At 67.0% G+C, this 22,809-nt stretch carries 23 protein-coding genes and 1 riboswitch; of the genes, 8 read left to right on the top strand and 15 right to left on the bottom strand.

What is annotated here, in order from left to right:
• The first annotated feature begins 17 nt into the window (after nt 1-17).
• A complete protein-coding gene (locus BUC15_RS01595; RefSeq protein ID WP_073185800.1) occupies nt 18-1,310 on the top strand; it encodes a glutamine synthetase family protein in 1,293 nt (430 codons plus the stop codon).
• On the opposite strand, the gene BUC15_RS01590 is transcribed toward BUC15_RS01595, so the two are convergent.
• The gene (locus tag BUC15_RS01590) at nt 1,270-1,722 is read right to left on the bottom strand and encodes a sterol carrier family protein (RefSeq protein ID WP_073185798.1); all 453 of its coding nucleotides are present in this window, start codon (nt 1,720-1,722) and stop codon (nt 1,270-1,272) included. The genes BUC15_RS01595 and BUC15_RS01590 overlap by 41 nt on opposite strands.
• Before the next feature lie 40 nt (nt 1,723-1,762).
• On the opposite strand from BUC15_RS01590, the gene BUC15_RS01585 reads away from it, so the two are divergent.
• A complete protein-coding gene (locus BUC15_RS01585; protein ID WP_073185796.1) occupies nt 1,763-4,675 on the top strand; it encodes a bifunctional [glutamine synthetase] adenylyltransferase/[glutamine synthetase]-adenylyl-L-tyrosine phosphorylase in 2,913 nt (970 codons plus the stop codon).
• Between the two features lie 25 nt (nt 4,676-4,700).
• Here BUC15_RS01585 and BUC15_RS01580 read toward each other — a convergent pair whose 3' ends face one another.
• Nucleotides 4,701-5,873, bottom strand: a complete 1,173-nt coding sequence (locus tag BUC15_RS01580) for an MFS transporter (RefSeq protein WP_073185793.1) — start codon at nt 5,871-5,873, stop codon at nt 4,701-4,703.
• 52 nt (nt 5,874-5,925) lie between these two features.
• Nucleotides 5,926-6,094, top strand: a riboswitch (FMN riboswitch).
• A gap of 92 nt (nt 6,095-6,186) precedes the next feature.
• Between BUC15_RS01580 and BUC15_RS01575 the strand changes: the two genes are divergently transcribed.
• Nucleotides 6,187-7,011 (top strand): ABC transporter permease, encoded by an 825-nt coding sequence (locus BUC15_RS01575; protein WP_084189271.1) that lies wholly within the window; start codon nt 6,187-6,189, stop codon nt 7,009-7,011.
• Nucleotides 7,008-7,997 carry an ABC transporter substrate-binding protein gene (locus BUC15_RS01570; protein ID WP_073185791.1) on the top strand — a complete coding sequence of 330 codons (990 nt, stop codon included), beginning with the start codon at nt 7,008-7,010 and terminating at the stop codon, nt 7,995-7,997. The genes BUC15_RS01575 and BUC15_RS01570 overlap by 4 nt, the downstream gene beginning before the upstream one ends.
• A 3-nt stretch (nt 7,998-8,000) precedes the next feature.
• On the opposite strand, the gene BUC15_RS01565 is transcribed toward BUC15_RS01570, so the two are convergent.
• A complete protein-coding gene (locus tag BUC15_RS01565) occupies nt 8,001-8,384 on the bottom strand; it encodes a hypothetical protein (protein WP_139280048.1) in 384 nt (127 codons plus the stop codon).
• A gap of 96 nt (nt 8,385-8,480) precedes the next feature.
• Nucleotides 8,481-9,452 (bottom strand): MDR family oxidoreductase, encoded by a 972-nt coding sequence (locus tag BUC15_RS01560; RefSeq protein WP_073185787.1) that lies wholly within the window; start codon nt 9,450-9,452, stop codon nt 8,481-8,483.
• Between the two features lie 222 nt (nt 9,453-9,674).
• Between BUC15_RS01560 and BUC15_RS01555 the strand changes: the two genes are divergently transcribed.
• Nucleotides 9,675-10,970: a Fic family protein gene (locus BUC15_RS01555; RefSeq protein WP_217652070.1), complete on the top strand. Its 1,296-nt coding sequence runs from the start codon at nt 9,675-9,677 to the stop codon at nt 10,968-10,970.
• 183 nt (nt 10,971-11,153) lie between these two features.
• Here the strand turns inward: BUC15_RS01555 and glnA are convergent, their stop codons facing one another.
• Nucleotides 11,154-12,575 (bottom strand): type I glutamate--ammonia ligase, encoded by a 1,422-nt coding sequence (gene glnA, locus BUC15_RS01550; RefSeq protein WP_073185785.1) that lies wholly within the window; start codon nt 12,573-12,575, stop codon nt 11,154-11,156.
• A gap of 138 nt (nt 12,576-12,713) precedes the next feature.
• Between glnA and BUC15_RS01545 the strand changes: the two genes are divergently transcribed.
• Nucleotides 12,714-13,139, top strand: a complete 426-nt coding sequence (locus tag BUC15_RS01545; RefSeq protein ID WP_073185783.1) for an RDD family protein — start codon at nt 12,714-12,716, stop codon at nt 13,137-13,139.
• Nucleotides 13,140-13,146: 7 nt separating this feature from the next.
• Here the strand turns inward: BUC15_RS01545 and BUC15_RS01540 are convergent, their stop codons facing one another.
• The 5 genes from BUC15_RS01540 to BUC15_RS21160 form a co-directional block, all read right to left on the bottom strand.
• Entirely contained in the window at nt 13,147-14,292 is a 1,146-nt protein-coding gene (locus tag BUC15_RS01540; protein ID WP_073185781.1) for an AAA family ATPase, read from the bottom strand.
• A 47-nt stretch (nt 14,293-14,339) separates the two neighbouring features.
• The gene (locus BUC15_RS19745; protein ID WP_175558215.1) at nt 14,340-14,492 is read right to left on the bottom strand and encodes a hypothetical protein; all 153 of its coding nucleotides are present in this window, start codon (nt 14,490-14,492) and stop codon (nt 14,340-14,342) included.
• A gap of 34 nt (nt 14,493-14,526) precedes the next feature.
• Nucleotides 14,527-15,192 (bottom strand): response regulator, encoded by a 666-nt coding sequence (locus BUC15_RS01535; protein ID WP_073185779.1) that lies wholly within the window; start codon nt 15,190-15,192, stop codon nt 14,527-14,529.
• Complete coding sequence (locus BUC15_RS01530; protein WP_084189269.1) at nt 15,189-16,364, bottom strand: sensor histidine kinase; 1,176 nt, start codon at nt 16,362-16,364, stop codon at nt 15,189-15,191. Before BUC15_RS01530 ends, BUC15_RS01535 begins: the two co-directional genes overlap by 4 nt.
• A gap of 198 nt (nt 16,365-16,562) precedes the next feature.
• On the bottom strand, nt 16,563-16,748 hold the full coding sequence (locus BUC15_RS21160) for a DUF2946 family protein (protein WP_425443323.1): 186 nt from the start codon (nt 16,746-16,748) through the stop codon (nt 16,563-16,565).
• Between BUC15_RS21160 and BUC15_RS01525 the strand changes: the two genes are divergently transcribed.
• Both BUC15_RS01525 and BUC15_RS01520 read left to right on the top strand, forming a co-directional pair.
• Nucleotides 16,683-16,937 (top strand): hypothetical protein, encoded by a 255-nt coding sequence (locus BUC15_RS01525; RefSeq protein WP_073185775.1) that lies wholly within the window; start codon nt 16,683-16,685, stop codon nt 16,935-16,937. The two genes, BUC15_RS21160 and BUC15_RS01525, sit on opposite strands and share 66 nt — an antisense overlap.
• 67 nt (nt 16,938-17,004) lie before the next feature.
• Entirely contained in the window at nt 17,005-17,817 is an 813-nt protein-coding gene (locus tag BUC15_RS01520) for an aldo/keto reductase (protein ID WP_073185773.1), read from the top strand.
• Between the two features lie 14 nt (nt 17,818-17,831).
• On the opposite strand, the gene BUC15_RS01515 is transcribed toward BUC15_RS01520, so the two are convergent.
• The 5 genes from BUC15_RS01515 to BUC15_RS01495 are packed head-to-tail and all read right to left on the bottom strand — an operon-like array spanning nt 17,832 to nt 22,743.
• A complete protein-coding gene (locus BUC15_RS01515) occupies nt 17,832-19,589 on the bottom strand; it encodes an ABC-F family ATP-binding cassette domain-containing protein (RefSeq protein ID WP_073185771.1) in 1,758 nt (585 codons plus the stop codon).
• Nucleotides 19,590-19,592: 3 nt separating this feature from the next.
• Complete coding sequence (locus tag BUC15_RS01510; protein ID WP_073185769.1) at nt 19,593-20,366, bottom strand: DUF4191 domain-containing protein; 774 nt, start codon at nt 20,364-20,366, stop codon at nt 19,593-19,595.
• 7 nt (nt 20,367-20,373) lie between these two features.
• Nucleotides 20,374-21,318, bottom strand: coding sequence for a lipoyl synthase (gene lipA, locus BUC15_RS01505; RefSeq protein ID WP_073185767.1), 945 nt, complete (start codon nt 21,316-21,318; stop codon nt 20,374-20,376).
• Nucleotides 21,315-22,037, bottom strand: a complete 723-nt coding sequence (gene lipB, locus BUC15_RS01500; protein ID WP_084189268.1) for a lipoyl(octanoyl) transferase LipB — start codon at nt 22,035-22,037, stop codon at nt 21,315-21,317. The genes lipA and lipB overlap by 4 nt, the downstream gene beginning before the upstream one ends.
• The gene (locus BUC15_RS01495; protein WP_139280047.1) at nt 22,006-22,743 is read right to left on the bottom strand and encodes a DUF554 domain-containing protein; all 738 of its coding nucleotides are present in this window, start codon (nt 22,741-22,743) and stop codon (nt 22,006-22,008) included. The genes lipB and BUC15_RS01495 overlap by 32 nt, the downstream gene beginning before the upstream one ends.
• Nucleotides 22,744-22,809: the final 66 nt, after the last annotated feature.

Raw genomic sequence — 22,809 nt, 5'->3', positions numbered from 1 at the left:
AGTTCGTCCTACGCTCCATGGAGGAGCGCGGTATCCGATTCGTGAGGCTCTGGTTCACCGACGTGCTGGGGACGCTGAAGTCCGTGGCCATCGCCCCCGCGGAGGTGGAGGGGGCCATCGCCGAGGGCGTCGGCTTCGACGGCTCCGCCATCGAAGGGTTCTCCCGGATCTACGAATCCGACCTCGTGGCACATCCAGACCCCTCCACATACCAGGTGCTGCCGTGGCGACAGGGCGGCCGTTCCACCGCGCGCATGTTCTGCGACATCAAACTGCCCGACGGGTCACCCAGTTTCGCCGACCCCAGATTCGTGCTGAAGCGCGCGATGCAGAAGGCCAGCGACATGGGCTTCACGTTCTACATCCACCCCGAGATCGAGTTTTTCCTGCTGCGCCACCTACAGCCGCCGGAGCCGCTCGACGACGGTGGTTACTTCGACCACACCACACTTGGCGACGGCACCGACTTCCGTCGGGATGCCATCACGATGCTGGAGCAGATGGGTATCTCCGTCGAGTTCAGCCACCACGAGGCGGCGCCCGGCCAGCACGAGATCGACCTGCGTTACGCGGATGCCTTGACCATGGCCGACAACGTGACGACGTTCCGCGTCGTGGTTCGCGAGGTCGCAGTCAGTCAGGGGATCCACGCCACCTTCATGCCGAAGCCCTTCTCGGACTTCGCTGGCAGCGGCATGCACACCCATATGTCGCTGTTCGAAGGCGACACCAACGCGTTCTACGACGCCAGCGACCCCTACAACCTGTCGAGGACCGCCAAGCACTTCGTCGCTGGCCTGCTCAGGCACGCACCCGAGATCACCGCGGTCACGAACCAGTGGGTCAACTCGTACAAGCGGCTGGTCAGCGGCTCCGAGGCCCCGCAGTTCGCCTGCTGGGGGCGCGCCGATCGTTCGGCGCTGGTGCGGATCCCGCAGTTCACGCCCGGGAAGACCTCATCGGCCCGCGTCGAATACCGCGCAGTCGATCCCGCGGTCAACCCGTACCTCGCCTACGCCGTGATGCTTAACGCGGGCCTCAAGGGCATAGAGGAGGAGTACCCGCTGCCCCCGGAGTTGGAGCAGGAGGCTTGGCGGCTCAGCGGCCGGGAGCGCAAGGCGCTCGGGATCCGTGAACTGCCCCACAACCTGGACGAGGCCATCCATCTGATGGAGGAGTCCGAACTCGTGGCAGACACGCTCGGCGAGCATGTCTACGGCTACTTCCTGCGCAACAAACTCGACGAGTTCGCCGCCTACCGACGCCAGGTCACGCCGTGGGAACTTGAGCGTCACATCCGCGTGATGTGAGCGGGAAGGCGCGCGCGACCTCGTCGGCGTGCACCCCGCTGGCCCGCACCGTCGCATCCTCCCAGGCGAGCCGTCCGAGGGCCAGGTCGATGAACGTTTCGGGGGTCATCTCCACGACGTTCGGCGGCGTTCCGCGCGTGTGCTGTGGCCCCGATCCGAAACCGATCTGCACAGCGGCATAGGGCGGCACCCGAACCTCGATACTCGCACCCGGGTGGCGTTGCCCGAGAAGGCCGCAGCCAGCCCGGCAGACGGCCGCGGTCAGGTCCCGGCCCAGAGGCGCTGCATCGGCAGCCGCCGTCAGCAGGAGCCCCGTCAGATCGGGACGTTTCCTGGCGAGTTCGGCGTCGAGCGCGGCCTGAGAGACTCGCTCCCGCAAGGCGGCGACGACCCTGGGTGAAGGCTTGAACATGATGGGTCCAAGGGTAGCGGCCGGGCGCTAGCCTGACCTCGTGACCAGGTACCAGTCGCCCACCGCCGAGTTCGCCCGACGCGGCTTCGAGTCCGCGTCCTCGGCAGCGCGCATCTGGGAACGCTGGCAGGAGCGAATCGGTGGCCCGCCGCCCGTGGATCTCGCCCTGTTCGAGTCGGTGGCCGACCGTGACCAGGCGCTTGACTGCCTGGAGCGCCTCTCTGTCGACGCGGTCTTCGACGAGGTCATCGGGGACGCGGGATGGCTCAGACGCCTGCTGCTGGTCCTCGGCGGGTCGTCGGTGCTGGCGCAGACGCTCGTCAGGCACCCCGAGGAGGCCCGCGTGCTGCAGGCCACTCCGAGGCCGCGGGGCCGCGACGGCTGGCTGGCGTTCTTCGCCGGGCGGGTCGGCCTGCGCGAGGGTGTCATCGAAGGCGACACCGATGCGCTGCGCCTCGCCAACCGGGTGGCCCTCATCGAGGTGGCGGGCCGCGACCTCGGCGCGGACGATCCGGTCGCCATCGTCGATGACATCGCCGCCGAACTTTCGAATGTCGCCGACGCAATCCTCGAGGTCTCCCTCTGCTACGCCCGCGCAGAGGTTGCGGGCTCCGAGCAGGTGCGCATCGCGATCCTCGCGATGGGAAAGACCGGGGCCCGGGAGCTCAACTACATCTCCGATGTGGATGTCGTCTACATCGCGGAACCGGTCGACGGGACCGGGTTGGATCAGGCGCTGGCCATCGGCACGAGGGTCGCCGCGGCGCAGGCGCGGATCTGCTCCGCCCACACCCAAGAGGGCAGCATCTTCCCGCTGGATGCGGGGCTACGCCCAGAGGGCAAGGCCGGCCCGCTGGTGCGCACGCTCGAGAGCGCCCGCGTCTACTACGAGAAGTGGGCGAGGAACTGGGAGTTCCAGGCCATGCTCAAGGCGCGGCCTGCGGCGGGTGACCCTGATCTGGGTCAGGGGTTCGTGGACATGGTCTGGCCACTGGTGTGGCAGGCCGCGGAGCGGCCTGGGTTCGTCCGCGAGGCCCGCGCCATGCGCGAGAGGGTCATCTCGCTGATTCCCGCCAAGCAGGCGAACCACGACATCAAGCTCGGCAAGGGCGGGCTGCGCGACACCGAGTTCTCCGTCCAACTGCTCCAACTGGTACACGGTCGCGCCGATGAGCGGCTGAGAGTGCGCGGTACGTTCGGCGGGCTACACCAACTGGTGGAGTGTGGCTACATCGGCCGGGCCGATGGTGCCGAGATGGAACAGGCGTACCGTTTTCAGCGGCTCCTCGAGCACCGGGTCCAGCTCCGACGGCTGCGCCGCAGCCACCTGTTGCCCGACGATGACGCGTCGGCATTGGGGCAGATCGCCCGCTCGGTGCGGAGCGACCCCGACGGCTTGGTCAAGGGCTGGCGCGACTCCACCCTGCGGGTCAGGCAGTTGCAGCAGAGAATCTTCTTCTCGCCCCTGTTGGAGGCCGTCAGTGCCGTTCCAACTGACGGCCTGAAGCTGACCACAGACGCGGCCCGGGACCGGATGCTGGCAATGGGGTTCAAGGATGCACGCTCGGCGCTCGGTCACATCCAGGCGCTGACCCGCGGCACCACCCGGGCGGCCGAGATCCAACGCCAACTGCTGCCCGCGATGCTGGGCTGGTTCGCGGAGGGGCCGAACCCGGACTTCGGCCTGCTCGCATTCCGCCAGTTGTCGGAGGCGCTCGGCAGCGTTTCCTGGTATCTGCGGGCCTTGCGGGACGACGCGAACATGGCCCACAGGCTTGCCCGCATCGCCTCGTCGAGCCGTTACATCGTCGACCTGCTTGGTCGTGCTCCCGACATGATCCGGATGCTGTCTTCCAACGAGGAGCTGCGGCCGCGTTCGGCGGCCGAGTTGACCACGGCCATGCAGCGGGCGGCGTCGCGCCATGAGAGCGTCGACAGTTCCATCGCCTCGGTGCGTTCCCTCCGACGCACCGAGCTGTGCCGCATCGCGCTGGCCGACGTGCTCGGGCTCGCCGATCTCGGCACGGTCGGAACCGCGCTCAGCGACCTAGCCTCTGCCACCATCGATGCCGGGCTCTTCCTGGCGCGCTCCGAGATCTCGGCCCCCGAGGTGGGGGTGATCGCGGTGGGCCGCTGGGGCGGCTGGGAGATGAACTACTCCTCGGATGCCGACTGCATGTTCGTCGTCCCTGACGGTGTCGACCCGGAAGCAATCTCCAAGGCGACCGCGCTCGTGCGACGTGCGGTGGAGATCATCGGCAAGCCCGGGCCCGACCCAGCGCTGATCATCGACACCGATCTGCGGCCGGAGGGCAAGGGCGGGCCGCAGGTGCGCACCGTCGGTTCCTACGGCGTCTACTACGAGTCCTGGGCCTCCACCTGGGAGGCGCAGATGCTGGTGCGGGCCCGGCCAGGGGCCGGGAACCTGGGCCTGGCGGCCGAGGTGCTCAGCGCCGCCGACCGGTTCCGCTACCCGGCGGGAGGGCTTCGTCCCGAGCAGGTTGCCGACATCCGCAGGCTGAAGGCCAGGATGGAGAAGGAGCGGATCCCGCGCGGGGTCGACAGGGAACGGCACCTGAAACTCGGACCGGGTGGGCTCTCCGATGTGGAGTGGACGGTGCAGATGCTGCAGCTGCAGCACGCTGCCGCCCTCCCTGAGCTGCGCACCCCTTCGACCCTGCGCGCGCTGGAGGAGTTGACGCGGCTCGGGGTCATCCAGGAGGGGCAGCGTTCGCGGTTGGCCGGGGCGTGGCGGCGGGCCAGTGAGCTGCGGGACGCCGTGATGCTTGTGAGGGGCAGGGCCAGCGACACGTTGCCCTCTGATGCACGCGAGTTGGCCGCGGTCGCCGTGGTGCTCGGGTATCCGACCGGGGAGGCCTCACGGCTCGAGAACGAGACACTGCGGCTGCTGCGTCGGGCGCAGGGGGTCGTCGAGGACCTGTTCTGGAGCTGAGATGGCCGCTGCCGCGTCCAGGCGTTCAGGCCGGTCTGCGGCGCAGCACCGACAGCCCGATCAGCATCAGCACCGGGAACATCATGCCGAGAGCCATGCCCTGCGGGATCGAGCCGAAGGCATCGGAGGCGGCACCTACCAGCGCAGGGCCGATGGCGCAGCCGGCGTCGCCGCCGAGAGCAAGCAGCGCGAACAGGGCGGTGCCGCCACGAGGGAACGCTGCAGAGCCGAGGGTGAAGGTACCCGGCCACAGCATGCCGACCGAGAACCCGCCCAGCGCCATTCCCGCCAAACCCAGCCACGGCCAGGGGCTTAATGACGCCAGCGCATAGGCGGCCACGCAGGCGATCAGCGTCCCGGTCATGATGGAGCCGACGTTCTTGACGGTGGCCCGCGAGCCGTTGGTGACCCGGGCGGTGCCCATCGCGACGGCGAAGAGCATCGGGCCGAGGAGGTCTCCGGCGGTCTTGCTGAGCCCCAGACCTGCCTGCGCGTAGGCGCTCGCCCACTGGCTCATGGCCTGCTCGGATGCCCCTGCCGTCAGCATGAGGCCGACGAGCAGCCAGAACCGGCCGTGTCGCGCCAGGTCGAGGTAGCGCATCGGCCTGCCATCCTCGACGAGGCTGTAGTAGGGCACACGCCACAGCAGGACGGCGTTGAGTGCCGGAACCAGGGCCCAGGCGAAGCAGAGCCATGGCCAACGACCCTCTCCGAGCAGTAGGAACCCGACGGTGCTCAGCCCGACGACGGCGACGTGGCCCCAGCAGTAGAACGAATGCAGCAGGCTCATGTGGAAGGCCTTGTTCTCTGTCGGGCAGGCCTCCACCACCGGGCTGACCAGCACCTCCAGTAAGCCACCGCCGAACGCGCAGATGCACATGGCCAGGATCAGGCCGGTGAGTGGGTTGGAGAGGGCAAAAGGCAGGATCCCCATGGCGACGAGCCCGAGGGCCGCGGCAAGGTGCGCCACCACCATCGAGACCCGGTAGCCGACCTTGTCGATCACCTTCGGTGAGACGAGATCGACCACCAATTGGAGACCGAAGTTGACGGCTACGATGCCGCCCAGCGCCGAGAAGGAGACCCCGAAGCTTGTGTGCCAGATGATGAACAGCAGCGGGCCGAGGTTGTTCACTATCGCCTGGGTCACATAGCCGACGTAGCAGGCTGCCAGCGTGTGGCGATGATCGAGATGCACGTCCCGACCATACTGGGGGAGGCCGGGGGCGGCGTGCTAGGGTGACCGCAGAAACGTGTTCCGGGGTCGGTGTAATTCCGAACCGGCGGTGACAGTCCGCGACCCCCGAGGCCCAGCAGGGCCAAAGGGCTGACCCGGTGAAATTCCGAGACCGACAGTCAGGGAGCTACTGATCGATATCGATCAGTGGTTCCTCAGAGTCTGGATGGGAGGAGCACGCGCCACGGCCGTGGTGCGCCATTTGTGCGCGCCGATTCTTGCGGCCGTGCCGTCGGCTACCCCGGAACCAGAGTCGGAAGCGGGGACAGGTTCCATGGGTCAGCGTCACCCCATCGCCCATCTTGGGCTCTGGTCGGCCTACCCCGCCCGCACCCGTCAACTGCCGGGCCGGTGGGTTCCGGCGACGTTGGTGTTCGTGGCTCTCATGCTCATGTGGTGGGCAGTCACCGCCACCGGGTGGATCGACGACTATCTGTTGCCGAGCCCGGGACAGGTGCTCGGCCGGATGGCCGATCAGGTGCGGCTCGGGATCGCCTTCCGTTACCTGACGCCGACGCTGCTCGCCGCGCTCTTCGGCGCCGGAATCGCCATCGTGGTCGCCATCCCGCTCAGCGTGGTGGTGGCTCATTCGCGCCTGCTGGCCGCCATCATCGAGCCGTTCGTCGCCATCTCGCAAACCATTCCACTGGTCGCGATCGCGCCCCTGCTGGTGCTCTGGATCGGTTACGGCACCCTCCCGATCGCGGTTCTGTGCGCCATCGTCGCGTTCTTCCCGATGGTCACCACGACGGTCGTCGGCCTCCGGGCACTGGACATGCGGGTGGTCGAGAATGCCATGCTCGACGGCGCCAGCGGCTGGCAGCGGCTCATCCACATCGAGTTCCCGATGGCGGCCCCCGCGATCCTCGCCGGCGTCCGCGGCGGCGTGGTGCTCTCGATGACGGGCGCGGTGGTCGGCGAGTTCGTGATGGGCGGCTCCGGCCTCGGAACCCTGTTGACCCTTTCCCGTGACGCCGCCGACACCGCGGGCGTCTTCGCCGTCGTGGCATGGATCTCGCTGGCTGCGATGTCCCTCTACGGCCTGATCACGCTGCTCGAAAGGGCAGCCAACAACCGTCTCCAAGGAGAAGCCTCATGATTGCCAGAAGATCGTTCCTGCTCGGAAGCCTCGTCGCAGGCTCGGCGCTTGGCCTCGGGGCCTGCGGCCGCGCCGACCCGGCGGCCACGGGCGGCCAGCTGACCGTCGGGCTCACCTACATCCCGAATGTCCAGTTCAGCGCCTTCTACCTCGGCGTGGACCGCGGCATCTTCAAGGACCACGGCGTCGACGTGACCATCCGGCACCACGGGGAGCAGGAGGATGTGTTCGGTGCGCTGCTTCGTGGTGACGAGGCGGTGGTGTTCGCCTCGGCGGATGAGGCCATGGTCGCGGCGGCGGGCGGGCAGGACATCCGCAGCTTCGCGACCAGTTACCAGACCTACCCCGTCCAGATCCTCGGCCTCGACGGCACCGTCGCGCTGCCGTCCAACCCGCTGGAGGTCCTGGCAGGCCACAGCCTCGGCATCCCCGGCCACTACGGTTCAAGCTACTTCGCGGCGTTGTGCGCGATCCACCAGGCGGGCCTCACCGTCGACGATGTCGAGTTGGTCGACATCGGCTACACCGCTATCAGCGCACTTGAGACCGAGAAGGTCGACTTCATCGCCGGATTCCGGAACAACGAACTGGTGCAGCTCGCCTCGCGGGGAGGCAGCCCGCTGGCCATCCCGGTGATGGACGACAATGAACCGCGTCTCGTCGGGCCGAGCCTGATCACCAAGGGCGATACGGTGGCGGATGCCACCCTGCGTGCCCTTGCTGATGGGATGGCGGAGGCCGAGCAGGCCGTCATCGACGACCCCGAGGCGGCCCTCGACGCGACCGCCAAGCAGGTGCCCGCGCTTTCCGATCCCGGGCAGCGCGAGGCTGCCGCGGCGGTGCTGAAGGCAACCAGCGAGCTGTGGTTGCGTGACGGGAAGGTCGATGTCGGCATCGATATCGAGGCCTTCGCGCGGATGGGGGATTTCCTCACCGAGGCAGGGGTGATCGAGCAGGCGCCGCAGAACCCCTACCGGGTCGTCTGAGCGTCAGTTCTTGCGCCGTTCATCGAAGCGCCACTGCGCCAGCGCCCCGATGATGGGTGGTAGCAGGAGCATCGCATAGATCACGACGACACTCGGCAGTAGCAACGCGACGAGGCCGAGCAGCGCCGCCACCAGCAGGGCGATCCCGAACCAGATCATCCCGAGCCTGAGCCACAGGCTGATCGCGATCGCGGCCACCGCACCGATCACCAGCCCGATGACGCCGGACAGCAGCGAAGGGGGAGCCGAGTTCGGGTCGAGGGCACCGGCGCCGGGATGTAGCGCGTCGTAGATGGCGATTCCCACCTGGGCGCCCGCGGGGATCAGCAGCCAGAGCAGCACTCCTGCGGCCATCCTGCGCGTCAGGCGCTGAGTCGACGGGGACATGTGGCAAAGCTTAGCCGGGCTGGCCGATCCGCGCGTCAGGCGGTGGAGAGCGTCGGACGGGTTGGCGTACGAAAGCTCAGGCCGACAAGCTGACGGTCAGGAGATCTCGACCAAGGTCCGGCCGTGCAGGCCGCCGGTCAGGAGTTGCTCGCCGGCGGCGATCACACCTTCGAGCGGGATGCGGGAGGTCATCAGGTCGAGTTGCTGGGGGTCGATGCCCTTTGAGAGCAGCCGCCACGCGTCGGCGCGGTCCTCAAGCGAGGCCCATACCGAGTCGATGCCTGCCAGGGTGACCCCCCGCAGGATGAAGGGCATGACGGTGGCTGGCAGCGCCGCCGACCCGGCCAGCCCGCAGGCCGTGACGGTGCCGTTGGGAAGCGTGCGTGCGATGGCGTTGGCCAGGACCTCGCCGCCCACGGAGTCGACCACTCCCGCGTACTGGGCCTTCTGGAGCGGCTTGCCGCGACCCTCAAGCTCCTCGCGGGCCACGATCTGGGTCGCACCGAGGCTGGACAGGTAGTCGCCGAACCGGTCGACCCTGCCGGTCGAGGCAGCGACCTCGAACCCGGCGGTCGCCAGGAGCATGGTGGCGATCGAGCCGACCCCGCCGGTGGCGCCCGTCACGAGCACCGGGCCGTCTCCGGGCGAGACCCCCTCGCTGACGATCCGCAGGACGGACAGCGCGGCGGTGTAACCGGCGGTGCCCAGCGCCGCTACGGATTCGGGGGAGAGCCCGTCGGGGATGGCGACCGCGAGCTTGGCGTCGATCCGGGCGCGGGTGGTGTAGCCGCCGTGCTTCGTCTCCGACAGGCCCGCGCCGTTCAGCACGATCCAGTCGCCTGGGCTCCAGCGTGGATCGTCCGTCTCGGCGACGGTGCCGACGAGGTCGATGCCGGCGATCAGGGGAGTGGTGCGCACCACACCGGGTCGCCCGGTGACGGCGAGCGCGTCCTTGTAGTTGAGGTCGGAGTAGACGACGTCGACCACGACCCCGCCGTCGCCGAGGAATGCCTCGTCATACTCCTTGAGTGTCGCTCCGCCGTCTTCGACCACCATCCCGTGAACCATGGAGGCAGTCTAGGAGCCTGGCCAGAACCATGCCACGGCTGGGTGCATCGGATCGGGCGATCTGACACCGCCGACATCTGGATATGGACATCCAGTGCCGGTCTTGAGAGGGCCAGGGTCACGCGATCAGGGTTGTCCGTGAGTCGGCTGGCTGATGGCTATCCTTGTTGTCGCCAGAGCCTTACACCACTTTATTTCGCTAAAGTGGTGTAGCGTGCCGGTGTGAACCAAGAACGAGGCGGACTGCATCCCGAGTTCGTGGTCGGCTGGGAGGCACATCCCTGGCACCGCGAACCGGAACACGCTGCCTCGCGTCGCAAGCAACTCTCGGCTCGTGGACCGTACGAGGCGGCCGTTCCGGTGGCCATCGCTGACTGCACGCTACAGGTAGACGCAGGACTCCAGGCCGAGGCCGAGGACGTGGTGCGGGAGATCACCCGCTTCGATGCCGAGGTCACGGCTATCGCGGAGCGTCGAGCTGCTCGTGAGGGTGAAGACGCGGCAACGGAGCTGGCGCCTCTGGCGTCGGTGCTGTTGCGGACGGAGTCGGCGTCGTCTTCGGAGATTGAAGGCGTGACCGCCGGTGCGCGTGAGCTCGCGCTGGCAGCCATCGAGGCGAAGGCCGGTCCGAATGCCCAACTGGTGACGGCAAACGTCAACGCCATGCAACGGGCCATCGCGTTAGCCGGCGACATCAGCGTCGACACGCTCCTCGCCGCGCATCAAGCACTGTTGGACCGCCACGTGTACGCATCCCCTGGACAGTTGCGCGACCAGCAGGTGTGGATCGGCAGCAACGCGCTGAGCCCGCACACGGCATCGTTCGTACCACCTCACCACACGAGAGTCCCAGCGGCTCTCGATGACCTGATCAGGTTTGTGCATCGCGTCGACCTGCCTGTCCTGGTCCAGGCCGCCCTCGCTCATGCGCAGTTCGAGACGATCCACCCGTTCAATGACGGCAATGGTCGCGTCGGGCGGACCCTAGTCCACGCGATGCTGCGTCAATCCGGGGTCACCCGGAGGCTGACCGTCCCAGTCTCGGCGGGCTTGCTGACCGACACCTCGGGCTACTTCCAGGCGCTCACCGACTACCGCGAGGGATACACCGAGACCATAGTCCATCAGTTCATCAACGCCTCGTTCCGTGCGATCGGAAACGGGCGTGTCCTGGTGGACGACCTGGAGAACATCTTCGAGAGGTGGAACGAGAGGCTGATTGCACGTCGAGGCTCCGCGGCACGGCGGGTCCTACCGCACTTGCTGAACCAGCCCGCCGTCAACGTCGCTTACGTCGAATCCACGACGGGGGTCGCCCTGTCTGCTGCTCAACGATCGGTGGAGCAACTGGAAGAGGCGGAGATCTTGCAGCGCACGAACGGCAACAGGCGCAACCGCGTCTGGATCGCCCAGGACGTCATCGATGCACTCGATGCTTTCGCGGAGCGGGTCGGGCGCCGCTGCTACCGCACTCACAGCCCCAAGGACGGCCCACTGGACGACGACCCGGAGCGGTAGGGCGCGACGAACTCGACGAGTGAGTCGGCATGGTCAGCCATCTTGGGGTTTCCGGGCATCTGTCAGCGACAGGTTCAAGTGCAGCAGCTCGATGGGGGACCACTTGAAGCCGACAGCGCTGCGAAAGGGCCCCCGACACTGCAAACATGCAGGTCAAGGGCCCTTTCAGGGTTGCGACGTCGGTCAGATGGCGTAGTAGAGCTCGAACTCGTGCGGGTGCGGTCGCATCGCGATGGCCTGGATCTCGTCTCGCTTGAGCTCGATCCAGGTCTCGATCAGATCGGGCGTGAACACGTCGCCGACGAGCAGGAACTCGTGGTCGGCCTCGAGGGCGTCGAGCACGGCACCCAGGTTGCCCGGCACCGTCGGGACCTCGGCGTGCTCATCCGGGGGCAGCTCGTAGAGATCCTTGTCGATCGGGGCCATCGGCTCGATCCGGTTCTGGATCCCGTCGATGCCAGCCAGCAACATCGCGGCGAACGCGAGGTACGGGTTCGACGACGGGTCGGGGCAGCGGAACTCGATGCGCTTGGCCTTCGGGTTCGAGCCGGTGATCGGGATGCGGATGCAGGCCGAGCGGTTGCGCTGCGAGTACACCAGGTTGACCGGTGCCTCGAAGCCAGGCACGAGCCGGTGGAAGGAGTTCACCGAGGGATTGGTGAACGCCAGCAACGCGGGGGCGTGCTTCAGCAGGCCGCCGATGTAGTAACGGGCCATGTCGGAGAGCCCGGCGTAGCCGTTCTCGTCGTAGAACAGCGGCACGCCGTCGTTCCAGATCGACTGGTGGCAGTGCATGCCCGAACCGTTGTCGCCGAAGATGGGCTTCGGCATGAAGGTCGCGGTCTTGCCGGCCTCCCATGCGGTGTTCTTGACGAGGTACTTGAACTTCATCACGTCGTCGGCGGCCTTGAGTAGCGTGTCGAAGCGCCAGTTGATCTCGGCCTGGCCCGCGGTGCCGACCTCGTGGTGCGCCCGCTCGACCTCGAGGCCGGCGTTTTCCATGTGGCGGACGATGTCGTCGCGGAGATCTCCGAAGTGGTCGACGGGTGCGACGGGGAAGTAGCCGCCCTTGTACTTGACCTTGTAGCCGCGGTTGCCGCCGTCCTCGACCCGGCCCGAGTTCCACGCTCCGGCCTCGGAGTCGATGTGGTAGTACGAGGCGTTCGCCGACGTGTCGAAGCGGATGTCGTCGAAGACGTAGAACTCGGCCTCAGGGGCGAAGAAGGCGGTGTCGCCGATGCCGGTCGACTCCAGGAACGCCATTGCCTTGCGGGCGATGTTGCGCGGATCACGCGAGTAGGGCTCCTTCGTCAGTGGATCGTGCACGAAGAAGTTGACGTTTAGGGTCTTCGACTTCCGAAACGGATCGACGTAGGCGGTGGTCGGGTCGGGCAGCAACGACATGTCCGACTCGTGGATCTTCTGGAATCCCGTGATCGACGACCCGTCGAATCCCAGGCCGTCCTCGAACACCTCCATCCCGAACGACGAAGCAGGGACGGTGAAGTGCTGCATCACGCCGGGAAGATCACAGAAGCGGACGTCGACGGTCTCGATGCCCTCTGATGCGATGTAGGCCAGGAGATCTTCTGCGCCTTTGAACATGGGGTGACCCTTCGTAAGTGGAGTGTTCTTGGGAGTTCACGCTATGCGGGGGGCGTTGCCCCGCAGTTGCGTGTTCGTTTCAGCCACGTTACAAGGCGAGAAGATCTGGAAACAGAGCCTCCTGCTACGCTGCCGGTTGTGACGACAGAGGCTGAGCCGTACCCAGGGCAGAGCATCGGGCTGCCCGTTTCCGGGCCCGGGTCGCTCGCGCCTTGGAGGGCACGGGTCGGTGCACTCATCGGCGACTGGGCGGCCAGCATGATCGTTGCCATTGCGCTGTTCGGCATGGAAGTGTTGACGGGCTCGGGCTGGAAGTCGTTCATGATCCTCGCGGTGTTCTTCGTGGAAGCCAGCATCCTCACCATCCTCACCGGCGGATCGTTTGGCCAGCTGATCGCCCGCATCGGCATCATCCGGTTGGACGGTGAGCCGCTCGGCTGGTGGCGCCCGATCGTCCGGACCGCGTTGAAGTGCCTCGTGCTCCCTGCCCTGGTGTTGGGCACCGAACGTCGTGCCCTCGACGACCTCCTGTTGGGAACCGTCGTGGTGAGCCGACGGCGCTGAGTCGCGTTCAACGTCGCCCCCATTCCCAGACAGGCTTTGACAGGAGCCCCTGCCCGGCGACGATGGTCTCACCCGTGTCCTTCTCCAACTCCACGAGTTGGAAGTCCTCTGCTGGGAGGGCGTCGGCGACAGCGTCGACCAGTGGCTGCGAGTGCGTGACCACGACGACCTGAGTGTCGCGCACCGAGGATGCGATCAGCCTGCCGAGGGGGGCGAGGAGTGACGGGTGAAGGCTGTTCTCCGGTTCGTTGACGGCCATCAGCGGCGGTCGCGTCGGGGCCAGCAGGGCCGCCAACCACATCAGGTACCGCAGCGTGCCGTCCGAGAGTTCGGCGCCCAGCAGAGGGCGCAGCATGCCGGGTTGTTCGAGGGCGACGTCGAACAGCCCAGCAGTTGTTGTGATGTAGAGCCGACTGCCTGGGAACGCGTCGTCGACGTGCCGGTCGATGGGCTCGCTTCCCCGTTCGATGATCGTCTGCAGGGCGGCGGCGACGTCCGCACCGTCGCCTGCCATGGCCCCGGTACGGGTACCCACGCGGGGCTGGCGGGCGGGTGCTGCCGCATCTGTTCGTAGGGCGTCGTAGAAACGCCAGGCGGAGAGTTCGTCGCGCAGCGCCCTCGCCTCCGGGACGTCTGACAGCATCGACTGGTGGGGGCCGAGGCTGAAAGGCAACCCCTCCAGTGGGCCATCGCCGTCACGGACCTCCACCAGCGACCGACGGCGTCGGGCGATGAGCGTGCCGCTGCGCATGACAGGACCGGCCCAGAGGGCTTCGCGTTTGATCTCCGGATCGCGGCTGAATGCGGAAGCGCTGGGGACGGGTAGCCCGAGATCAACAAGATAGGAATACCCGTCGGCACCGATCCCGAGCCTGAGCGAGATGGGGCCACTGCGGGTCGTGCCCTGGACCAGCCCCGTCCGGCGGGCCCCCTTGAGGGATTCCGGCCCGGCCCAGAGCACGGACCCGAGACCACCCTCACCTGCCAACGATCCGATCGCGTCACCGAGGGCGCAACCCGCCAGCAGGCGTAGGGCACGGTACAGGCTTGATTTGCCTGAGCCGTTTGCGCCGGTGACGACCGTGACACGGCCAAGTGGCACGGTCAGGTCACGCAGCGACCGGTATCCGGAGACGGCAAGGGTGCGGTACATGTCCCCAAGCTAGCCTCCGGTCAGGACAGTTCCCTTCGGCGGTCGGCCTATTCGTAGAAGATCCGGCAGGAGGGCAGCCAGGGGAGCAACCTGCACAGCGTCAGCGACGGGGTCGCGGTGTCGTCGGGGGTCACGGACAGATTGGGTGCGGGCAGGAACGCGGTGAGCGCCAAGGCGCCTACGACGAGTCGAGTGATCATGATGGTTCACCTTTCAGGGATTGATACTGCTGCATTACGGACGGTCCAAAGTGACGAGCCCCAGCTCGAAGGCGCGCACCACGACGCGTAGCCGGCTGTCGACGCCGAGCCTGGTCATGATGGCCGAGACGTGCGCCTTGACGCGCGACTCCGAGAGGTGGAGTTCCTTGGCGATCTCGGCGTTCGACATCGCCTGGCACAGGAGATTCAGCGTGTCGAGCTCGCGTGGGGTGAGGCGGATATCGGCCGGGGGCTGCGACTGCTGGGCATCCGCGAGCCGCGAGAGCGGGCCCTCGGAGAAGACCGTGGTGCCGCGGTGGACCGCCCGCACGGCATCCACCATGGCTTCCGCCCCCGAGGACTTGAGGATCAGGCCGTTCGACCTGGCCCGCAGCGCCTCGACCACGATGTCGTCGGTGTCGAAAGAGGTGACGAGCAGGACGCGAGGTGCCTTGCCGCTCAGGTTGCCGATGGCTGCGGAGGCCGAGAGGCCATCCTGTTCGGGCATGCGCACGTCCATCAGCACTACGTCCACCTCCAGCCCCGAGGCGAGCAGTTCAAGGGCCTCGCGCCCGGTGGTGGCCTCTGCGGTAACGAGGATCTCGGGGCTCGACGAAAGGTGGGCGCGCAGCGCCGCACGGACGATGGCATCGTCGTCGGCGATGAGAACTCGGATCTGATCCTCGGGAGTCGTGGTCACTGCAGTGCGGCTTCTGTGTTCTGCCCGAAGGGGATGCGCGCGTGCAGGACCCAGTTCGGCGCATTGTTGGAGACGTTGAGTTCACCGCCGAGGGATCGGATCCGCTCGCCAAGGCCCAACAGGCCGAACCCGTTGCCGTGACGGAACCTCGCCCCGCACACGGTGTTGGTGGCGACGAACTCGACACCTTGACCGGTGCGCTCAAGCAGCAGCGAACAAGGTTTGGACGGGTCGCCGTGCCTCGCGATGTTGGCCGCGGCCTCGGTGATAGTGCGCACCAGCGCCTGCCGGGTTGCGGGAGGCAGATCGTCGAGCGAGCCGTCTGGTAGGATCGCCGGCCGGAAACCGGCCCGCTCCAGCGTCACTTTGGCGGTGGCCAACGCGGCCCTGGGGGAGACTTGCGGCTCGTCCGCGATGGGCTGGTCCACCGGGCCGCGGATGGCGGCCAGCAGCTTCCGCAGGTCCACCGTCATCTGTTTGCAGGCCGCAGCCATGAAGTCGAGGTCGGCAGTCATCAGGGGCTTGTCGTCGAGATGCTCGCGTGCGGTGGTGGCCCTCAGTAGCGTCAGCGTGGCGGTGTGGGCGATCGTGTCGTGGAGTTCACGGGCGATGGCCCTGCGCTGCTCTAGGAGTTCGGCCTCTCGCCGCTGTTCGGACGCGATGCGCTGGGTCCGGATCCGGTCGAGCCCGGCGGCCAGGACCACTGCGATGCACAGGACCAGCGACCAGGTCATCGCCGCATGCATCAGGTTCAGGGGCTGAAGGTCCGGGGCCTCGAGTACCGCCAACACCGTCAGGTACCAGGCGGTCAGCCCGACGGTGAGCCGCCAGCGGCCCTGGCCACCGGCCACGATGATGGGGGCGACACAGGCGAACGCGCTCATCCTGGTCTGGCCGTCGGTTGTCAGCGCGAGGAGCATGAGGAGGACGCCGGTGGCGACCGAGCCTGCCACCGTCCATCGGGTGCTCAAGGCGGCTGCGACGCAGATGCTGAGTTCGAGGGCCATGATTTGCCAACGGGTGTCCGGATCGGACATGAGTGCGATGTAGATGGCGAGGAACAACACAGGCGAGGCGGCCAGGAGGTCCCAACCGTGGTGGGCGCCGGATCTGGGGGCAGGCGTCTCACCGGGAGGCGCTGCGCCCCCGACAGACCGCCGTTTCAACCCCATGGCGGAAAGTATTGCAGGTTGGGGGCATTGTAGACACCCCAGGGTTCAGGGCAGGACCAAAGTACTGCGAAACAGGCCGAAGGGACCCTGGTGGGTCCCTCGCGCTCAGGGCAGAGTATGCGTATCGGATCTCGACCCCCTGCGAGATTCGGTGAATAGTGAGACGAATGAACGGTCGTCTCACTGGGCCGATCAGGCTCATGAGTACGCTGCCGGAGGCCATCCCCCCGAAGTCGAAGGCGGTTGGAGTGGAAATTTGAGGGCCGCCGCAAGGTGGCCCTCAAATTTCTTCTGGCAGAGCGGGCAATTGGAGTTGAGATGGCGATGGTGCTGGTCTTGTGGGCGGTGATGTTGGTGCTCAGCGCTGCCGCCTGGTTCGTTCAGCGCCCGGACCGGCCGGCCAGCCTGCGGGTGGCTCTCGCCATTGGGCAGGGTGGCTACCTAGCCTGGGTCGCGATCACCCAGTTCGAACGCGTCGGCCTCGGCTGGCTGGTCGTCGCGCTGGCACTCATGGTCGCGGTGTCGTTCCGGGCCGACCCGGTTCAGGTTTTCGCCGGACCCTCAGACTCCTGAGCCGCCTTTCGAGGGATTCCTCCCAGCTCCTTGGGCGGGGTCGTCCCTGACCTGAGAGAATCGGGTCATGGTCGCAGATCTGAGACTCAATGACGGACACCTCCTACCCGCACTCGGTTTCGGGCTCTACAAGGTCGCACCGAGGGAAACCGAGGCGGTGGTCCGCGCCGGATTCGAGGCCGGCTACCGCCTGCTCGACGGAGCCGAGTTCTACCAGAACGAGAACGAAGTCGGTGCCGCCCTGAGACAGGTGAACCGGGCGGCGCTCACCGTCACGTCCAAGTTCTGGGGTGAGGAGAGCCAGGATCCCGAGGCGGTGCTGCGTGCGTTTGACGCTTCGACCAAGGCGCTGGGGACCGGGATCGATGTCTACATGATCCACTGGCCGCGCCCGAAGAGGAATCAGTACGTCGATGTGTGGCGGGTGCTGATCGAGTTGCAGGGACAGGGCAGGGTGCGCACGATCGGGGTCTCGAACTTCGCCCGGAACCATCTTGAACGACTGATCGAAGAGACCGGCGTGGTGCCGGCGATCAACCAGGTCGAATCGCACCCCTGGCTCCCGCAGCACGACCTGCGGGCGTTCCATGCGCGCCACGGGATCGTTACCCAGGCGTGGAGCCCGCTGGGGCGGGGGCGCCTGCTCAACGACCCGGTGATCGGGCGTATCGCGAGCCGTTTGGAGGTAACGCCTGCCCAGGTGATCATCCGGTGGCATCTGCAACTCGGCGGCACGTTGATCCCGAAGTCGACCAATCCCCGGCGCCTCAGCGAGAACCTTGACGTCGACAACTTCGAACTGAGCGTGCAGGACATGGCCGACATCGCCACCCTTGAGAACGGCCAACGCACGGGAACCCACCCCGACGACCGGAACTGACAGGCCGGTGGGCTCTAGTCGGCGGCCTCCAGCCAGGCCTGTTCGAGCTCATCCTTCCGAGACTCGGCCCCGCGCAGATCGTTGTCCAGGCTCGCCAACCGCTCGAAGTCGGAAGCGGCTGCCGCCATGGCGGTGTGCAACCTCCCGATCTCCGCTTCGACCTTGTCGAGTTGGCCCTCGATGCGGGTCAGGTCCTTCTTCCGCTGGCGCTCGTTTGCGGCATCCGACCTGGGGGCCGGGCCGCTCTGCGTGGCCGGTCCTACGTCGTCGGCCGTCTCGCGTCGGCGCGCCAGGTACTCCTCGACGCCGCCGGGAAGCAGGACGCAGGACCCGTCGCCCATCAGGGCGTACGAGACGTCGGTGACCCGTTCCAGGAAATAGCGGTCGTGGCTGACCAGTATCAGGGTGCCCGGCCAACCATCCAGATAGTCCTCGATCACGTTGAGCGTGTCGATGTCCAGGTCGTTGGTCGGTTCGTCGAGGATCAGGACGTTGGGCTCGCTCAGCAGCAACCGGAGGAACTGGAGCCTGCGCCGCTCACCGCCCGACAGGTCACCGATCCGGGCGACCAGCTTGTCACCGGTGAACCCGAACTCTTCGAGCAGGGACGATGCGCTCGCATCGCGACCGGTGGCGAGCTTCGTCTCCTCCCGGAGCCGCTTGACCGAGGCGAGGACGCGGTCCTCGTCGTCCAACTCGCCGACCGTCTGTGACAGGTAGCCGAGGCGCAACGTCTTGCCACGCTTGATCTTTCCTCCGCTTGGCGGCCGGAGCCCAGCGAGCAGGTCGAGCAGCGAGGTCTTGCCCGCTCCGTTGACCCCGACGAGGCCGATGCGCTCGCCTGGCCCGATGGACCAGGTGAGCCGGTCGAGCAGCGTGCGCCCCGCCACCCGGTAGGTGACATCGGTCAGGTCGAAAACGTCCTTGCCGAGCCTGGTGACCGAGAACTGCTGAAGAGCGAGCCTGTCCCGAGGTTCGGGCTCGTCGGCGATCAGCACGTTGGCGGCCTCGATGCGGAACTTCGGCTTGGAGGTGCGCGCGGGGGCGCCCCTGCGCAGCCAGGCGAGCTCCTTGCGGGCCAGGTTCTTCCGCCGGGATTCGTTGGAGGCCGCCTGACGTTGCCGCTCGACCCTGGCGAGCACGTAGGCCGCGTAGCCGCCCTCATAGGCGTCCACGATCCCGTCATGTACCTCCCAGATCCGGTTACAGACGGCGTCCAGGAACCAGCGGTCGTGGCTGACCACCAGCATCGCCAGCCCTGCGCGGATCCGATCCTGAAGGAAGTCGGCGAGGAACGCGATCGCTTCGACATCGAGATGGTTGGTCGGCTCGTCGAGCACGATCAGGTCGTGGTGGCCGAGTAGCACCGCCACCAGCCCAACCCGTCGCCTCTCGCCTCCGGAGAGGGTGTCGAGCCGACGTTCGAGGTCGATCCCGGGAAGTAGAGCCTCGACGAGACCGCGGCTGCCGGCCTCCGCCGCCCACACATGGTCGGGTTCGCCTGCGACGATCCAGTCGCGGACGGTGAGTGAATCGTCGCCGACGGTGGCCTGCGTGAGGACACCGATCGAGGCGTTGTTGGCGATCGTGACGCGCCCCAGGTCGGGGGTCAGATCACCGGTGAGGATCCGCAGCAGGGTCGTCTTGCCGTCGCCGTTGCGCCCGACCACACCGATCACGTCACCGGCGCCGAGCCCCAGCGAGACACCGTCGAGCAGGATCCGGGTGCCGAAGCCGTGTGTGACAGACTCCAGGTTGACCAGGTTCGCCACGGATCAGCGGCCGCGCATGGCGGAGCGGGCGCCCTTCATCGACACCGGACCCTTCGGAATCGGGGCCTTCGGACGCATCGCGTCGAGCGCACGGAGGCGCTGCTTGACCTCGGTGATCTTGTCGTCGGTCAGCGACTTGGGCAGCTTCTTGATGTGCGACGTCAGCTTGTCGAGGGGGACTTGGCCCTCCTTGTCGCCCATCTGGATGACGATGACCGATACGCCGTAGGCGACCTGCTCGTGCTTGCGCTTCTCGCTGGCCAGCAACGGGCGCAGCCGACCGGGCTCACCCTCGCCGATCAGGATCAGGCCGTTGGGTCCGATGGTCCGGTGAACCACATCCATGTTCTTCGTGACGGCGATGACCGGGTCGGAGGTCCACTTCTTCGACAGCATCTGCAGGGCGACCTCGCCTGAACCTGCCTGCCCCTCGAAACGCTTGTACATCGCGCTGCGGGCACGCCAGGCGAAGACCGCCATGGCGGCGAGGAAGCCGAACGACAGGGCGAGGACCACCCACATCACGATCTGGAAGGCGCCGGTGCCACCGAAGACCAGGCCGAGTGTCAGGACCACCGCGGTAGGAACCACGAACGATCCGGCCATCAGCCACGGCAGTGCCTTGTCGTACTTCGAGGTGACCTTGTAGGTCTCGATGACCTGGCGCCAGCGGCCCCAGTCGGCTGGATCGGTCGAGTTCTTCTTGCGCTCCTTGAGGGCGCGCAACTCGGCCTTCTGCTTGGCCTCTAGGGCCTTCGCGCGTTCGGACTTTGCCATAGCTCGCTTATTTCTCGGTTCGGTTCTTCTTACGGGCGTCCATCGCCGTGCGGTACAGGCGCCCCGCTCGGTACGACGAACGCACGAGAGGGCCGGACAGCACTCCAGAATATCCGATCTCCCGTGCCTCTTGCGCCAGCTCGTCGAACTCCTCCGGTGGGACCCACCGGTCGATGGGGTGCAGCGTCGCGTTCGGGCGCAGGTACTGCGTGACGGTGATCAGTTCGGTGCCGGCCTCGTGGAGATCTTGGAGCGCCTGCGAGATCTCTTCCCTGGTCTCGCCCATACCGAGGATCAGGTTCGACTTGGTGACCAATCCCGCGGCCCGGGACATGGTCAGCACCTCGAGGCTCCGTTCGTAGCGGAATCCGGGCCGGATGCGCTTGAAGATCCGCGGTACCGTCTCCACGTTGTGGGCGAACACCTCCGGTCGGGCGTCGAAGAGTTGCTGAAGCAGCTCCGCCTTGCCGGAGAAGTCTGGGGCGAGCATCTCGACACCGACTCCGGGATTGACGCCGTGGATCTGACGGATCGTCTCGGCATAGAGCCAGGCTCCCTCGTCGGCGAGGTCATCCCGGCAGACGCCGGTGATCGTGGCGTAGCGCAGCCCCATCTGCCTGACGGACGCGGCGACCCGCATCGGCTCGGCCGGGTCATAGCCGTCGGGCTTGGCGGATTCGATCTGGCAGAAGTCGCACCGTCTGGTGCACTTGTCGCCGCCGATCAGGAAGGTCGATTCGCGGTCTTCCCAGCATTCGTAGATGTTGGGACAGCCGGCTTCCTGGCACACGGTGTGCAGATCTCCCGAAGCCACGATCTGTTGCAGGTCCTGGTAGTTCGGACCCATCCTGGCCGTCGTCTTGATCCAGGTTGGTTTCCGTTCGATCGGTGTCTGGGCATTCTTCGCCTCGACGCGCAAGAGGCGTCGGCCATCGGGCTGAACTGCTGTCACCCGGTCGAGTCTACCTTTCGGTCCGGCCGGGCCCGCAGCGGAGCGAGGGCACAGATGAGGTGCGGTTCCAGATCCCTGGCGACCTCGGCTACCTCCCAGCGGCCGGGCAACTCCTCCACGATTGAGGTCACCCCGGCGTCGGAGATGCCACAAGGCACGATGTTGCCGAACCGTTCGGCGGAGCTCTGCACGTTGAGCGCGAAGCCGTGCATCGTGGTTCGACTCGCCACCCGTACCCCGATTGCGCAGATCTTGCGTTCGGGCCGTCCTTCCGACGCGCCGAGCCAGACGCCCGTCCGGCCGACCACGCGACCGGATGGGAGGCCGTAACCGGCGAGGAGTGAGATCACGCCCGCCTCAAGTGCGCGGACGTAGTCGACTACCCCGACGCCGTCAGCCAGCCTGAGGATGGGGTAGCCGACCAGTTGGCCGGGGCCGTGGTAGGTGATCTCCCCGCCCCTGTCGACCGGGATGACCGGCGTGCCGTCGACCGGGTAGTCAGACTCCCTGGTGCGTCGGCCAGCGGTGTAGACGGGGGAGTGCTCAACATAGATCACGTGGTCGCCCCGCAGGCCGCCGGCCACCGCCGCGTGGACCTCCCGTTGGTAGTCCCACGTCTCCTGGTAGTCGCAGTAGTGGGGTTCCGGGCCAAGGCCGCGGTACTCGAAGCTCAGCACCCAGCCGATGCTACCCCTGGAAGAGGGCCGCGAGCGGGACAAGGGCGGGGGCGAGGAACAGCGCGGGGAGCAGGTCGCCGACGGGGATCTGCTTGACGTTGAGCAGGCGCAGGCCGAGACCTAGAAGAATGACACCGCCCGCAGCGGTGAGCGCGTCGACCTGGGCCGCGGTGAGCACGTCCCCGGCGAAATAGCCGACGGCGGTGAGTGATCCCTGGATCACGGCGACGGCACCCGCGGAGGCCAGCACGCCCCAGCCGAGAGTGGATGCGAACGCCATGGCGGCGAACCCGTCAAGGACGGCCTTCACATACAACTGTTCCGCGCCGCGCCCCAGGCCGTCTGAGATCGAACCCAGGAATGCGAGCGGGCCGACGCAGAACACCAGAGTCGAGGTGACAAGGCCGTCGACGAAGCGTGCCTCCGACCCGGTGCCAGCGAACCGGCCGCGCAGCCAGGTGGCGCCTTGCTCGAGTCGATCCTCGATCCTCAGCGCAGAGCCGATCAGGGCACCGACCAGCAACGAGATGAGCACCACGATCATGGCGGCCGATCCGACCGCCTCGGTCAGGGCCTCGGAGGTGAGCGACACCACCGAAAGGCCGCCGATCACGAGGGTGAACAGGCCAAGGACCGAGGTGATCGTCTCCTTGGTGCGTTCTGGCATCCGGTTTCCCAGGACAATGCCGAGGAGTGCACCGACGCTCACCGTTGCCACGTTGACGATGGTGCCCATCCCGATGATCACGGGCTCATCAAACCAGATCTGACGCGAGGCGCCCCGGCTCGGACGCGGTCCTGAGACGCGGAAACG

The organism is Tessaracoccus bendigoensis DSM 12906 (genome assembly GCF_900141915.1).
Classification (GTDB): domain Bacteria; phylum Actinomycetota; class Actinomycetes; order Propionibacteriales; family Propionibacteriaceae; genus Arachnia; species Arachnia bendigoensis.
This window is presented reverse-complemented; position numbering and strand designations above follow the sequence as displayed.

Excerpts from the sequence above, each read along its gene's own strand:
- BUC15_RS01595 (WP_073185800.1), top strand. The coding sequence starts at position 18 with ATGGAGGAGCGCGGTATCCGATTCGTGAGGCTCTGGTTCACCGACGTG.
- BUC15_RS01590 (WP_073185798.1), bottom strand. The coding sequence starts at position 1,722 with ATGTTCAAGCCTTCACCCAGGGTCGTCGCCGCCTTGCGGGAGCGAGTC.
- BUC15_RS01575 (WP_084189271.1), top strand. The coding sequence starts at position 6,187 with ATGGGTCAGCGTCACCCCATCGCCCATCTTGGGCTCTGGTCGGCCTAC.
- BUC15_RS01570 (WP_073185791.1), top strand. The coding sequence starts at position 7,008 with ATGATTGCCAGAAGATCGTTCCTGCTCGGAAGCCTCGTCGCAGGCTCG.
- BUC15_RS01565 (WP_139280048.1), bottom strand. The coding sequence starts at position 8,384 with ATGTCCCCGTCGACTCAGCGCCTGACGCGCAGGATGGCCGCAGGAGTG.
- BUC15_RS01560 (WP_073185787.1), bottom strand. The coding sequence starts at position 9,452 with ATGGTTCACGGGATGGTGGTCGAAGACGGCGGAGCGACACTCAAGGAG.
- glnA (WP_073185785.1), bottom strand. The coding sequence starts at position 12,575 with ATGTTCAAAGGCGCAGAAGATCTCCTGGCCTACATCGCATCAGAGGGC.
- BUC15_RS01540 (WP_073185781.1), bottom strand. The coding sequence starts at position 14,292 with ATGTACCGCACCCTTGCCGTCTCCGGATACCGGTCGCTGCGTGACCTG.
- BUC15_RS19745 (WP_175558215.1), bottom strand. The coding sequence starts at position 14,492 with ATGATCACTCGACTCGTCGTAGGCGCCTTGGCGCTCACCGCGTTCCTG.
- BUC15_RS01530 (WP_084189269.1), bottom strand. The coding sequence starts at position 16,364 with ATGGGGTTGAAACGGCGGTCTGTCGGGGGCGCAGCGCCTCCCGGTGAG.
- BUC15_RS01525 (WP_073185775.1), top strand. The coding sequence starts at position 16,683 with ATGGCGATGGTGCTGGTCTTGTGGGCGGTGATGTTGGTGCTCAGCGCT.
- BUC15_RS01520 (WP_073185773.1), top strand. The coding sequence starts at position 17,005 with ATGGTCGCAGATCTGAGACTCAATGACGGACACCTCCTACCCGCACTC.
- BUC15_RS01510 (WP_073185769.1), bottom strand. The coding sequence starts at position 20,366 with ATGGCAAAGTCCGAACGCGCGAAGGCCCTAGAGGCCAAGCAGAAGGCC.